The 13,511-nt window shown below is 52.4% G+C and carries 15 protein-coding genes; 8 read left to right on the top strand and 7 right to left on the bottom strand.

The genetic code is table 11. The features are described 5' to 3' along the window. Nucleotides 1-59: 59 nt before the first annotated feature. The 4 genes from BST81_RS04120 to BST81_RS04105 form a co-directional block, all read right to left on the bottom strand. Entirely contained in the window at nt 60-611 is a 552-nt protein-coding gene (locus BST81_RS04120; RefSeq protein ID WP_253188075.1) for a DUF3365 domain-containing protein, read from the bottom strand. Nucleotides 612-1,052: 441 nt separating this feature from the next. Next, entirely contained in the window at nt 1,053-2,351 is a 1,299-nt protein-coding gene (locus BST81_RS04115) for a condensation domain-containing protein (RefSeq protein ID WP_075597267.1), read from the bottom strand. Beyond that, entirely contained in the window at nt 2,348-2,758 is a 411-nt protein-coding gene (locus tag BST81_RS04110) for a nuclear transport factor 2 family protein (protein ID WP_075597266.1), read from the bottom strand. The genes BST81_RS04115 and BST81_RS04110 overlap by 4 nt, the downstream gene beginning before the upstream one ends. Nucleotides 2,759-2,844: 86 nt before the next feature. Continuing rightward, nucleotides 2,845-3,495, bottom strand: coding sequence for a MarC family protein (locus BST81_RS04105; protein WP_075597265.1), 651 nt, complete (start codon nt 3,493-3,495; stop codon nt 2,845-2,847). Between the two features lie 784 nt (nt 3,496-4,279). Between BST81_RS04105 and BST81_RS27915 the strand changes: the two genes are divergently transcribed. Together BST81_RS27915 and BST81_RS04095 are read left to right on the top strand one after the other, a co-directional pair. Further along, nucleotides 4,280-4,996: a glycosyltransferase family 4 protein gene (locus BST81_RS27915; protein ID WP_171974658.1), complete on the top strand. Its 717-nt coding sequence runs from the start codon at nt 4,280-4,282 to the stop codon at nt 4,994-4,996. Beyond that, the gene (locus BST81_RS04095) at nt 4,969-6,099 is read left to right on the top strand and encodes a glycosyltransferase family 4 protein (RefSeq protein ID WP_253188074.1); all 1,131 of its coding nucleotides are present in this window, start codon (nt 4,969-4,971) and stop codon (nt 6,097-6,099) included. Before BST81_RS27915 ends, BST81_RS04095 begins: the two co-directional genes overlap by 28 nt. A 96-nt stretch (nt 6,100-6,195) precedes the next feature. On the opposite strand, the gene BST81_RS04090 is transcribed toward BST81_RS04095, so the two are convergent. Both BST81_RS04090 and BST81_RS04085 read right to left on the bottom strand, forming a co-directional pair. Beyond that, complete coding sequence (locus BST81_RS04090; RefSeq protein WP_075597263.1) at nt 6,196-6,981, bottom strand: SDR family oxidoreductase; 786 nt, start codon at nt 6,979-6,981, stop codon at nt 6,196-6,198. Further along, nucleotides 6,978-7,787, bottom strand: a complete 810-nt coding sequence (locus BST81_RS04085) for a nuclear transport factor 2 family protein (RefSeq protein ID WP_075597262.1) — start codon at nt 7,785-7,787, stop codon at nt 6,978-6,980. The genes BST81_RS04090 and BST81_RS04085 overlap by 4 nt, the downstream gene beginning before the upstream one ends. Nucleotides 7,788-8,193: 406 nt before the next feature. On the opposite strand from BST81_RS04085, the gene murG reads away from it, so the two are divergent. The 5 genes from murG to BST81_RS04060 all read left to right on the top strand — a co-directional run bounded on the left by murG (nt 8,194) and on the right by BST81_RS04060 (nt 11,474). Beyond that, entirely contained in the window at nt 8,194-9,252 is a 1,059-nt protein-coding gene (gene murG, locus BST81_RS04080) for an undecaprenyldiphospho-muramoylpentapeptide beta-N-acetylglucosaminyltransferase (RefSeq protein ID WP_075597261.1), read from the top strand. A gap of 45 nt (nt 9,253-9,297) precedes the next feature. Further along, nucleotides 9,298-9,531, top strand: coding sequence for a hypothetical protein (locus BST81_RS04075; RefSeq protein WP_075597260.1), 234 nt, complete (start codon nt 9,298-9,300; stop codon nt 9,529-9,531). A gap of 126 nt (nt 9,532-9,657) precedes the next feature. After that, nucleotides 9,658-10,308: a DUF4351 domain-containing protein gene (locus BST81_RS04070; protein ID WP_075597259.1), complete on the top strand. Its 651-nt coding sequence runs from the start codon at nt 9,658-9,660 to the stop codon at nt 10,306-10,308. A 37-nt stretch (nt 10,309-10,345) separates the two neighbouring features. Then, nucleotides 10,346-11,164, top strand: coding sequence for a Uma2 family endonuclease (locus BST81_RS04065; RefSeq protein WP_075597258.1), 819 nt, complete (start codon nt 10,346-10,348; stop codon nt 11,162-11,164). Nucleotides 11,165-11,240: 76 nt separating this feature from the next. Beyond that, entirely contained in the window at nt 11,241-11,474 is a 234-nt protein-coding gene (locus tag BST81_RS04060; protein WP_075597257.1) for a hypothetical protein, read from the top strand. A 153-nt stretch (nt 11,475-11,627) separates the two neighbouring features. On the opposite strand, the gene BST81_RS04055 is transcribed toward BST81_RS04060, so the two are convergent. After that, nucleotides 11,628-12,437, bottom strand: a complete 810-nt coding sequence (locus BST81_RS04055; RefSeq protein WP_083636659.1) for a DUF4058 family protein — start codon at nt 12,435-12,437, stop codon at nt 11,628-11,630. Nucleotides 12,438-12,633: 196 nt separating this feature from the next. Between BST81_RS04055 and BST81_RS04050 the strand changes: the two genes are divergently transcribed. Next, a complete protein-coding gene (locus BST81_RS04050; RefSeq protein ID WP_075597256.1) occupies nt 12,634-13,497 on the top strand; it encodes an aldose epimerase in 864 nt (287 codons plus the stop codon). Nucleotides 13,498-13,511 lie beyond the last annotated feature (14 nt).

Below are 13,511 nucleotides of genomic sequence, written 5' to 3'. Positions count from 1 at the left end.
GCACTTTTGCCTCCTATAGTCTGCTCAAGATTACGCCAAATTTAGCAATCTTTCCTGCATTATTTTTGTGTGCTTTGTGAGGTTGCCTTCAAATCAGGAATGAACGCTGAATACATTCCGCGCAAGTCCCCAACTCGAAAGTTGTAGGCCAGGTCTTGGAGATACTTCTCCTTCACAAATTGGGGCCGCCCATCTTTCAGCCCATGACATACCAGGCAACTCTGTTCCACGTTGATTCGACGGTAATAGCGCGTCCCTGGCTGGTTATTAATGGTTTCCCGCTCCCAAAAACCCACCAGGTCTTGATCTTGTTGAAACTTAGCCAGTGCCAGTTTGGCGTGTAAATCGTCAGGGGCATGGGCAGGGTTCCGATACTTACTGGCTATCTGTTTTACCTGCCAACCATTTTCCTGACTCAACTGCATAACACGCATTCCTACCGGATAGCAGACTTCTTTCATGGTTTGCATCGTTGGTTCTTCGGTTTTACCTTCGAGGGTAGAAGCCAATTCAGAGCGCATTGTATCCAGTAGTTCAATCTCCTGCACAGCTCTTGAGAGCTCTGACGGATTGGTCTGGGCCAGGACAATAGGGGTCTGCAGATTGAACATAAGAACCACCACTCCCAAGGATAGGAATAGGCGATGAAGCATACCAATCGTCGATTGGTTCCACATCATTCAAGTTGACTCCTGAGAGATTACAACGCCCCCATGATTGTGAGGACTGGACTGCCGAAATGCTGACACGGAGAGGAGCAGATATGGGTTAAACCCGTGTATTCAGCTCAATCCATTCATCCGGATCACACCCTTATTATAGGTCAAGCAGTAAATTTAATAGCTATATGGTTATTAAATAATAAAAAGAGTAGTCAGCCTCATCATCTTTCCCCTGCAGTAATTCTGCCCTGGGCATTGAGCTGCTTGTTGCGGGTGAGGCATTATTGGCCACGGCGCTAATTGCCCATCAAATGCTCCAGACTGACGACAAGGCAGGAGTATTGTATCCCTGCAATGTAGTAGGGCACTCCTGGAAAATAGGTCAGTGAATCAACGCACCTCTGGTTGACAGGGTGCAAGCATCCGTTCCAGAATCTGCACCGCTGCTTCTGGCCAGCGATCGCTCCCATCATCTCCAGCAGATTTTGAGCAAACTATAGTAAAAAATAAGCGATCGTCCAGGGTAGCCAGACCCACAACCCGCTCCTGGCGGAATCCTGATAGTACCGCAGGCCCATAAACTGCCTCCAGGCTCAGAGAACCTGCCTGCTGTGGCAGATCCAGGCGACCCAGATTCGTTACCATCAGATCTGAATTCAGGTTGTCTGTAAAAATTTCCAGCAGGGTGTGGGGATCAGGTCGAGCTGCTGTCAGAGCCTGGATCTGACGGCAGGCGGACTGTAGCTTCTCCATCGTCAGTTGCCCAGTCATCTGGAATTTCAACGATCGGGCTATATTCCAGAAGGTTTGTCCTGCAGTCAGGTCATGGGTGGTTCTGGCGGGAACAATGTACAGCCCACAGGTTTCTGCTAGGGAGGCAGTCAGATAGGGCCGTAGATTCACCGGCGAGAAGCAGTGTAGGCTGTGTAGATGGCTCTCCTGTTGGGCCAAAGCCAGGAGAAAAGCAGCACAGAGGGCTGCATGAACCGTGGTTTGTTCCTGGCGACATTGGCGTAACAAGGCCCTGGTCATTGCTGGGGGCAGGGAGCCAGACTGGACCCGAAGCTGGAGATTAGCCAGGGGATGGAACGGCGGGCGGGCGGGTTGAAACAGTCGTTTAACCCAGAGCAGCGATCGGGCTAGAACTGTCTGACCCACCCGGACTGGGTAGGCTGGCTCTTGGACAGGCAGTAAGGTCTCCAGAGCCGAGGGGAGTGGTTGGGCCGGTGGCAATGGACTCTGATTCATAAGAGTCAGCAATTCCCGCAGCAGAATCACCGCTGACAGGCCATCCGCGATCGTATGGTGACAGGTCATCAGCAGATCTGACAGACCGGGGGACTGCAGCAGCACGATCCGGATCAGGGGGGCGATAGCCCAATCAAAAGGTTGGGTCAGTTCCTGGGCCACCCTCTGTTGCCAGTGCTGGGAGTGCAGGCGGGGAAGTACCTGCAGGGGGATAGGCGCTGAACCTTCCACAAAATAGGGGGAGCCAGACAGATCGGTGTGAATGCTGACCCGCAGTAATGGATGGCGAGCCTGCAGGTGATCGAGGGCCTGGGCCAGGCCGACTGGATCCAGATCTCCCCGGAACTGAGCCGTCAGCACGAAATGTAGTGGATGGGCTTGATCGTGTAGCCAGAGTGCTTGTTCTGTGGGACCCAGGGAACGACTGATCTGCCTGATCATGCGGCCTCTTGTAACTCTGCCACCAGTGCCATTGGATTCCAGTAGGCCCACAGGGTTTGGATCTGACCGGCTTCATTCACCTCAAATAGATCAATGCCTTCGAAGGCTACCGTCCGGCCACTTCGACCCAGCCCCTGTCCTCGCCACTTCACAGCCACCTGATGGCCATTCACCGAAACAAACTCTTCCCTGAGACCCACCTCAGCAAATAAATCGACCAATCCTTGCAGGGTTTGGCGAATGGCAGCATGACCCTGGGATGGGGGACCACCCACAGGCTCATAGGTCGTGGCATCTTCAGCAAAGCAAGCTACCATACCTTCGACTTTAGTGGTCGATCGACTGGCTGCGAAATATTGCTGTACTACAGATTGTACGGTTGTGGGAGCAAGGTTAACGATCGTCATAACTTTACAGCGATTTGATTAAAGGGGTTACCTGCAGGCAATGCCTGTGCAATCAGATATACGGATGCCGATCCAATCTGGATCTGTCAAGTTTGATGGAACAGTTCACCCAAAGCCTCCCTCAGTAGATTGAGGGAACCCTCGCTGATAAATTGCACAGCGATCGCCAGAATAAAAAACCCAAACACCCGATTGAGTGCCCCCAGCCCATTCCGTCCCAGAGCCTTGACTAACGGTTCGCCCAGAGTAAGGCAAAAGTACAGAGATATAGCTAAGAGGGCCACTCCCATCAAAGAGCCCACATAGCTGGCCCAGTCGCTCAATCTGGCAGAGATACTGATCACAATACCAATAGCCCCCGGCCCACTCACCAGGGGAACGGCCATGGGGGTAAAGGAGATGTCTTCCTTGTCGATCGCTTCCTCGTGCTCCAGATCGGTCAAACGCTGGCGCACCGTCACCATTTGCCAGGCCGTATGGGCCACCAGCAGCCCGCCAGCAATCCGCAGCACATCCAGGGAAATCCCAAAGAAGCCAAGAATTTCCCGACCTGCAAACAGAAACAGGGCCAGCACCCAGAGGACATTCAGGGCCACTGCCCGGGCCTGAGCATGGCGATAGGGCGGGCTATCCTGCTCGGTCAAACTATAGAATATGGGAATTGCACCGATCGGATTGGCGATCGGAAACAGAGCCACAACGGTACCCGCTGCATAGGAAAGGAGAGTTTGCCACATAACTCCCTATCATGCCCTTTGAACTCCCAAAGTTCAAATCGGGAGCATGTCACTTTTGCAGTGATACTTTCTAGCCCTCATCCCCCAGCCCCTTCTCCCAAAAAGGGCGAAGGCGAGCCGAATCATTTCAAAGTCCCTCTCCCAAATTGGGAGAGGGATTTAGGGTGAGGGCAAAGATGACATGTACCCGTTCAAATCGTTGCCATCTGGAATTATTATCGTTGCTTTACAAAGTCTCCAGGTCTCCTTCTTACAAACTATTCGCGATCGCTTATTATGTGATCGCTTGAGCTATCACAACATCACTTGAGACATGGAACAACCAGAGTTTGATTTTAGAATTAAAGGGCGACCTTTAAAGGTTGGAATTATTTCAGGTGAATTATTCGCCCCAAAAATTACTGGAATTGGTGGTTTTGGATGGGCCGCGAAGCAACTTTCCCAATGTTTCAGTCAAAACGTAGAGCTGGGTATAGAAGCTGTTCTATTAATGGCTAGAAAGGTGGAAGCTTCCCATACAAAGATAGAAACACTTCATGGCTCAAGAGTTTTGTGGCGAACGGGTACTTTAAGAGAGCAGTTCAGACGTATTCAAGCTGAGAAATTTGACCTACTAGTCAGTATTGATAATCAGGCAATTTATCGGTTATTTTTTTGGGCTGTTCCTCGCACTCCTATTTTGTTTTGGATCCGTGATCCCTGGCCACCTGCTGATAAAGCTCTGATCCAAAGCCTGAAAATTCCTGGCAGTTCCCATCCCCCACGGGGAACCCAATCACGGGATATGCGGTCATTTTGCCTGGATTATTATCTTTCCCAGGCCCTGGGTCGTCCTATGAGCTTTGCAGTACCAGCTCCTTTTTTGGCGGATAAAATCCTGCCCACTTACGGTTTTCAACCTGCCAAAATTCACTACCTGCCAAATATTTTGGCAAGAAATACCAGACCGGTACAGAAGTTTACCAAGCCAACTGTGATTGTGGTGGGCCGACTGGATCCGATTAAACGCCCCTGGTTGGCGGTTGCTTTAGCAGAAAAATTTCCCACAGTAGATTTCATTTTTTTGGGGGAGAATCACTTTAAGGGAGCAGGAGGTTGGGAGGCAGAAGCATTGCCTGCTAACGTTCAGATGTTGGGTCACGTTGATGGTGAGCAAAAGGCCCAACTGATGTCTTCAGCCTGGGTTTTGCTCAACACCTCTATTCATGAAGGGCTGCCAGTAACTTTTCAAGAATCTCTTGCCTGGGAAACTCCCATCATTAGTTGTGTCAATCCCGATCAGGTCACTGCTCACTTTGGGATATTTGTGGGCGATGCCAATGGGACAGGGCTGCAAATTTTACCCAAATTTGAGGCTGCTTTGAATACGCTCTTGCATGATTCCGATCGGAGAGAATACCTGGGTAAAGCTGGAAGAATTTGGATTGAATCGACTCATAATCAAGCCAATTTTCTGAGTGTTTTTCATTCTCTATGCCAGGAAATGAATCTGTTTCTATGAAGGTATTACTTCAACATCGACACAGGAACGATGAGATTAGTGGTGTTCTTACTTATGTGAATTACATCGCCTTAGGTTTGAAAGAGCAAGGCATAGATACCAAAGTTGTTTCGACTCATGAACAGAATTGTTATCAGTGGTTGCAGATGATTCTTTGGGCCGATATTGTCCATATGAATTCAAATCACTTATTATTCGCTTGCCTGTGCAAAATATTTAATAGAAAAATAGTGATTAAATATCACTATTTGTTCTATCAATCTATCCATATCCAATATCAGCCCATGAAATTTCTGGAGAGAATTAGAACTGATGTTCTGTATTCTCTCCCAAAACCGAAATATCCCTTGAAGTGGCAACTGTATGCGATCGTGATATGGGTCAGGTTGATTATTCGTCTTTGCACAGCCTGGCTGGCCGATCGTCATCTGGCTTGCAGTCAGTTTTTAGCAGAGTCCCTTGCATTTCCCTGGGATGTCTTGACCTTATACAATCCCATTCCGATTACTGAAAGCCCAATCCCCAAAAACAGGGAAACCCTCTCCCAACCCTACACCTTTGTTTTTGTTGGGCGACTGAGTCACGATAAAGGAGTCGATCTCCTGTTGCAAGCTACCCGGATTTTATCTGCTCACTATCAAGAGTTCCAGGTTCTGATTATTGGAGAAGGTCAAGAAGCAAAAAAGCTCAAGCAAATGGCAATTGATTTAGCCATCGAGGATCATGTGCAGTTTTTAGGTCGATTAAGTCAGGCTGAAGTGTTACAGGCTTTGACCTCGGCCTTGGCTCTTGTGGTTCCCTCCCGATGGCAAGATCCAGCTCCCTATGTCGTGTTGGAGGCGTCCAGTGTTCAGACCTGCTCGATTGTGAGCTGCATGGGGGGTCTCCCTGAAATAGCTGGTCCTGCTAACTTTGTGGTAAATAATGAAGACCCGGTTGCAATTTCTGAAAAGATGGAATTTTGTCTACAAAATCCCCAGGAAAGCCTTGTTCGGGGGAGAAAAGCCCAACAGTTTGTGTTGCATCATTTTTCTCCCCGCCAAATCATCCTACAGTTAATTCAATATCTGCAATCCGACATTCCGCAGGTTGACAGGAATTAATTCAGCAGGTAGTAATGGCAGCTTCTGCTCCAGGACTGTCTGGCCCGATTGCTGTAATTGCTGGCAGAGTTTGCGCTGGCCCAAACTGTACACTGCTTAATCAGCAGCACTCTCCGATCGATGCACCAGCGTTGGCGTGGCCTGAGCCGTCGGCAACAGCAGCACCTCGCTCAAATTCACATGGGGCGGACGGGTGGCACAGAACAGAACGACCTCGGCCACATCCTCCCCACTGAGGGGGGTTAGCCCCTGATAAACCGCTTTGGCTCGATCGGTATCTCCATGAAATCGAACCGTGCTGAATTCCGTGTCTACCAAGCCCGGATCAACTGAGCTGACCCGGACTGCTGTTCCCAGCAAATCAATGTTCAGCCCCTCTGAAAGAGCCCGGACAGCCGCCTTCGTGGCACAGTAGACATTTCCCTTCGGGTAGGTCTGATGGCCTGCGATCGACCCAATGTTGATCACATGCCCCCGTCCCCGGCTGACCATTCCCGGTACCACCGTCCGGGTGACATAGAGCAACCCCTTGATGTTGGTGTCGATCATCTCTTCCCAGTCCTGGACTTTACCCTCATACAGCTTGTCCAGACCTCGGCTGAGGCCAGCATTGTTGATCAGGATGTCGATCGCAGCCCACTCTGCTGGCAAGGATTGCAAAGTTGCCTCGACCTGAACCCGATCGCGCACATCCAGCGTCAGGCACAGCACGGGCCTGCCATATTGCTGCTGCAATTCGGTGCCCAGGTGTTCCAGTCGCTCACCACGACGAGCCGCCAGAATCAGCCTCGCCCCCGATCGGGCAAAGACCTCGGCACAGGCTGCCCCAATCCCGCTACTGGCCCCGGTAATTAAAACAATCTGGTTCTCAATCCGGCTCACTTCGGCACCACGCGCAGACGTTGAGTAATGATCACCATTCCATCTTCCCGCACCAGCACGGCTGAAATCCAGCGGCTTTCTGGCGTGTTGGGAGCTCGTCCCGTTTTGTAGATCCCACCTGCTGAGAGGATCTCCAATTCCGCAGGGGAGGTTACCAGGTAATTGGAAGCCCGAACGGGTTCCTCGATCGCGGTTCCCAGCAAAACCCCATCTCCCAGGGGTTCCTTCACGATCGCATCAAAGTTGTAAGCCTGCCCCACCGTCACCTGTTCCGGCAGAATAATCTGAACCGTGGGGGGTTTGGCTCCCGAAGTCAGTTGACTGCGTTCTGCCAGAATCTCCTGGCGCACAATCTTATTGCCCTCCACCCGCTGTTGTGCCCGCAGGGTTGCGGTCAGAGCCATTTCTTTCCCATCTGCCCGCTGGATACCGGTAATGGTGGTTACTGTCTCCACCATGAAACCATTGCCATCAGCTTTCCAAGACTTGATCTCAGTCCGGTAGGTCAGTTTGGGATATCGCTTCCACAGAGCTGTCAGGGCATCCGCCAGACTCTGCCGGGTTAGCCCATCCGTATTGGTAAAGTTCTCGCTGTAAAACTGCAAAACCGTTTGCAGATCCCGGTTATTAGCTGCCGCATCGATCTGGGTTAGGGCCGCTTTAATCGGAACCGGTGCTGTGTCTGGAGATGCTGCACGGGCTCGATCAGCCTGCCAGCCAAATCCTCCAGCCGTCAGGGCCAGGGTGAGGAAGAGAGAACGAGCCCAGTTGACTTGGGAAGCAGCAGAAAAATACTGGATTTGCATAGTCAGTAAGCAGGTATCTGGGGAGAGGGATGATGTAGACCACGATTCTAGACTAAACCATTAGTTATTGGTCATTGGTCATTAGTCATTGGGTGGATCCCCTTCCGAGAGCACGGGTTATTCATTCTGGGAAGGCAAAGAGCTTGGTCCAGTAATCTAGATCGAGGCTCAAGGCCCGTGTGATGGAGCCCTGTCCCTGTCGCAGATTGGCCCAAGGGGCTGATCCCCCCTGGGGAGGGGTGGCGCGTAGCACCGGGGTCGGTTTGGATGGATCAGGGAATGACTAATGAGTCATTCACGATTGGAGGATGCCCATCCGCCCACTTTTGATCTCCTTTAACGAAGAATTAGCCCCGGCTGACACCCTTCAGGCCGATAATAGCGAATGACGAATCACGAATGACCCATGCCAAAACTTCTGATTGCTGCCAGTGGGACGGGAGGCCATGTTTTCCCTGCGATCGCAGTGGCTGAGCAACTGCCGGACTATCAGATCGAATGGCTGGGGGTGCCCGATCGGATGGAAACTCGCCTGGTGCCTGACCAGTATCCCCTGCGGATTGTGCCGGTTGAGGGGTTCCAGAAGCGGGGGTTGGCCACGCTAAGAGTGATGTTCAAGTTCCTGCGGGCCATCTGGCAGGTGCGCCAACTGCTGCAGCGCGACCAGTTTCAGGCGGTTTTTACCACAGGTGGCTATATCGCTGCGCCAGCCATCATTGCGGCCCGCTCCCTGGGTTTGCCCACCCTCCTGCACGAATCGAATGCTATTCCCGGTAAGGTCACCCGCTGGCTCAGTCCCTGGTGCAGTACGGTGGCGATCGGGTTTGAGGCCGCAGCTCGGTTCTTACCTAAGGCTCGAACAATTTGTGTTGGAACCCCCGTGCGGGCACAATTCCGGGTGGAGACACCGCCACCGATCGATCTGCCCATTCCGGCTGAGGTGCCGCTGATTGTGGTTGTGGGGGGCAGTCAGGGAGCCGTGGCTGTGAATCGTCTGGTGCGCCAATGTGCCCCGACCTGGCTAACTGCCGGGGCCTGGATGGTGCATCTCACGGGAGACAATGATCCAGAGGCCCAGAGCCTGGATCATCCTCACTATATTTCCCTGCCCTTCTATGACAATATGGCCGGTCTGTTTCATCGGGCCAATCTGGCCATCAGTCGAGCTGGAGCCGGTACCCTGACGGAACTGGCGATCGCGGGTCTGCCCGCCATTCTAATTCCCTTCCCTTTTGCTGCAGAAGATCACCAGGCGTACAATGCGGCTGCCTTTGCCGAGGCTGGGGCGGCCCTGGTTTTCCGGCAATCAGAACTGACGCCTGACACACTGGAGGCAAAGGTAACGCACCTGTTGCAAGCACCGGAACGGCTGCAGGAAATGTCGGCTCAGGCCCGTTCCCTGGCAGTGCCGGATAGTGCGGAACGGCTGGCCCAGACCCTGCGCCAGTTAATTCCCACCTTCTGAACGGAATCTCATCGCGTCAGCCAGCCAAACATCTACGTCCCTTAAATGTCCTTCGATAACGTCTGCAAGCTGCTTTCAGAGAAGTATCCCGATCGCTTTGCGGCCTGGATTTTGGGCTATCTACCCCCTGCTGTCGAAGTGCTCAAAACAGAGTTGAGCATTGAGCCGATTCGGGCTGATTCAGTCATTTTCTTGGGTTTGCAAGAGCAGATCCTGCACTTGGAGTTTCAGGTCAAGCTGGAGTCAGATCCGCCTTTACCCCTTAGGAATGAGAATTAAATAACACCGATAAACTCCTGATTGCCCTCACCCCCCCTCCCCCTCTCCCGATGGGAGAGGGGGAGGGGTTGGGGGTTGGGGGTGAGGGCTGAAAATTTCGGAGTTATTAAATCCACGATCCTTAGGATGCTGGATTACTTCATCCGGCTGCACCGTCTCTATCGGCTGCCCGTGACTCAGGCAGTGGTGCTGCTGACGCCTCCAGCAGAGGGCACCCCGATCGAAACTGCATTTGTGGCGGCTTCAACTCGCCATGAATATCGCATCATTCCTATGTGGGAACAAGACCCGGCCTTTTTCTTGCAGGACCCGGCATTGCTACCCCTGGCTCCTCTGGCTGCTGCTTCCAATCCAGAACAACTGTTGGCAGAAATCGCCCAACAGGTGGACAGGATAGAATCAAGTCAGCAACAGCGGGAAGTCTCCGCTTACGTTCAATTGTTGGCAGGCTTACGGTTTAAGAAAAAGGTAATTCGTCAACTGTTTCGGGAGAGGACCATGCGCGAATCCGTCATCTATCAGGATATTTTGCAGGAAGGCAGGCAGGAAGGCAGGCAAGAAGGCAGGCAAGAAGGCAGGCAAGAAGAAGCGTTGACCCTGATCTTGCGGCAACTGAGCCGTCGCATCCAGAGCACTATCCCGGATGAGGTTCAAGCCCAGGTGCGGGCTCTATCCCTAATTCAACTGGAGGATTTGGGAGAGGCATTGCTTGACTTCAACCACCTGGACGACTTGCACCAGTGGTTGCAAACTTTACCTCGTAATCTTCTCGCTTGATATTATGGTGTCAAAAGATTGTGGCTGAACCCGATCGATGATGAGCCAGCGACATCCTTCCCTACCCCAGCCTGGGCTACCGCTGGCACCTTGCCAAACGCTGCCCACCATGTACGATTTGCCCAGCGAGACACCTGAGGATTCCGGCTTGCCAGACGAGTTTCATGACCTTCAGCCCCAACTCCTCAGTGCTACCCTACGCCTCCACCATTACGCTAAATCTCAGATCTTTACAGGAACGGATTTGAACCTGTATTACGATGTTCACCATCCTCAGTGGTTTAAACGTCCCGATTGGTTTCTCGTGCTTGGAGTGCAACGCCTCTACCAAGGAACTGATTTGCGCTCAAGCTATGTGCTCTGGCAGGAAGGGGTTGCTCCTTTCGTCGCAGTAGAACTACTTTCTCCTGGCACTGAAAAAGAGGATTTGGGTGATCATGCCAAATTGCCAGAGGTAAACCCCTCGATCGTGGCTGCTACGCTAAATTTGCAGCCGGAAGTTGGGAATGGGGAAACGATCCAGGATAAACCTCCCCGTAAGTGGGAAGTCTATGAACAAATCCTGCGTGTCCCTTACTACATTGTTTTCAGCCGCTACACCAACCAGATCCGGTTTTTCAAGTTAGTCGGCGGACGCTATCAAGAGCAGGTGCTTGACTCTCAGCAACCGCGTATCTGGATTCCTGAGCTAAAGCTTGGAATTGGGCTGTGGAGTGGAGCCTTTGAAGGCATTGAACGTCTGTGGTTACGTTGGTATGACGATCGCAACATCTGGATTCCCACGGATGCAGAACGGGCCGATCGCCTGGCTGCCCGTCTCCGAGAGTTGGGAGAAGATCCAGATGCGTTGTCTTGATCAGGTAAATTCTAGTTGCCATAGGTTCGCACAGGTCGGATGGTCTGAAATAGGTGTGGAAGTAACGACAGTTTGAGTGGAAGCGACGACAGCTTCAGCGGAAGTAACGACTGCTTCTCCATTCCTAACGATCGCTTCAGCGGAAGTGACGACTGCTGGAGTGGAAGTGACGATCGCTGAAGTGGAAGTGACGACAGCTTCTCCATTCCTAACGATCGCTGAAGTGGAAGTGACGATCGCTTCCTGCCCCTCCCTCATACCCAGGCTCTGCCCCTCCCGCTTTTTTTGCCCCCTGCGGATTGAGTCGTAGCGGGTTAGTGAAGTGTTGGCGGAACCCAACGAAACCTTGACTGGCCTTGGTTATTGCCTCATTCCCCTCGTCTGCACGCCCGCTCCCCTCTTGGGAGGGGTGGCGCGTAGCGCCGGGGTGGGTTTGATGGCTGGCCCTACAGGCCAGAGCGGGTCATCCCATGGGAGCCAGTAAATCATCCACCCACTGCTGAGTCGCTTCTGAGAGTTTTGGCGCGGGAACAGGCTGGCGATAATCAATTCGATCGTGATACCCCGCCCGATCGCAGACTCCCTCAATCATCACCTGCAAGTTTACTGGCGGTTCTGCATCAGCTGGCTTCAGGGGCAGTGGGAATACCGGAATGGGTTCTGGCAAATTAAACCCATACAAATCCGCTTCAGGACGCTGTTCACTCCGACTGACCACAATCCGATAATCGGTTGGCTGGACTTCTCCCATCATCGTCATCGGTGCATGACTGCGAAGCAAATCAATCTCAACTAAGTTAGAGCGACTGCCCAGGATTCGTCCCCGTTTTCTTTCGTAAGCGATTCTCCCCACTCCTTTCTTCTTGTTTTTGGGGGACAACACCTCAATCACGGTAATCACAGCCTCACTGCCCAACTCTCGAACTTCCAGGTACCTTTCCTTCAGCAAAATGGGCATGGGCAGAATGACAGCTTGGGGCCGCTTCTGGGTTAGAGTCCCACTGGTCTCTGCTTGGAACTGCGCTCTAGTCTGATTCGATGTTGCTGACAGAACGGCTGCATCTGGAATGCCAACTAACAGTTCGTCCTCTTCGTTTTCACGCTTGTCTTGCTCTCTGTATGTGCGGGTTTCCACTTCAATGTAGTAGTGGGGGCGCAGAACAGGGGCGAGGGCGTCTGAGATCGCGACCAACAGCCGCGTATGAAACGATGACCAGAAGGTGGGGTGTTCAAGGTAGGGGTTCATTCCCGGAAACGGTGAAGGCACGGCCATACTCCTGTGATTGTCAGGGTCATTCCCATATTCAATATAGTTGTATCGTAGGGAGTCCCGATGGTATCTGGGGAGGTGATCGGGCAGACAGATGAGTTGGACACGATCGGTAAGGTGCGGTTATTGAGACGCGATAAATCGTGTCTTTACGTGGCTTATAGTAGTTGAGTATGGATTAGGCAGGGAGGAGGTTACCATGTACACGATCGCGCTTGAGCAACGACAGTATCAGACCTATGTGCTCTCTGATCAGGAGGCTAATTCCAGGGTGGAGGTGGTTCCGGAGCGGGGCGGGATTGTGACAAGCTGGCAGGTCGATGGCCGGGAAATGTTCTACATGGATACGGAACGGTTCACCCATCCAGACCTGACGGTTCGAGGCGGGATTCCCATTCTCTTCCCAATTTGTGGTGGCCTACCGAACAATACCTATACTCATAATGGCCAGGAGTATACCCTGAAGCAGCATGGTTTTGCCCGTAATCTGCCCTGGCAAGTCACGGGGCAGAGCACCCAGGACGGGGCTGGCCTGACGGTGACTCTGGAAAGTAATGACGAAACCCGTGCTGGTTACCCCTTTGACTTTCAGGTGGATTTCACCTACATCCTGAAAGGGGATCAACTGGAAATCCTGCAGAAATATACGAATCGATCGCAGGAGTCGATGCCTTTCTCCACTGGATTGCATCCCTACTTTGCAGTCACGGATAAGACTCAGCTCCGGTTTAATATTCCAGCTACGGAACTGATCGATCACCGCACCCTTTCCCATCACTCTTTTGCGGAATCTTTTGACTTTGAGCAGGATGAAATCGATGTGGCTTTTCCCGACCTCACAGCCCATTCGGCCTCTGTCGGAGACGGAGCCCTGGAACTCAAGGTGTATTACGATACGACCTATTCGGTACTGGTGTTTTGGACGGTGAAGGGTAAACCTTTCTACTGTCTGGAACCCTGGACTTCCCTGCGCAATGCCATGATTACGGGCGATCGGCTGGTGTCTCTACCACCCGGAGAGACCCTCACCACCACCGTGCGCCTGACGGCTGGGATGCGTTAACCCCCCCCTTAGCC

This window comes from Leptolyngbya sp. 'hensonii' (assembly GCF_001939115.1).
Taxonomy (GTDB): Bacteria; Cyanobacteriota; Cyanobacteriia.
The sequence above is the reverse complement of the archived record's forward strand: the minus strand, read 5'-3'. Positions and strand labels throughout refer to the sequence as shown.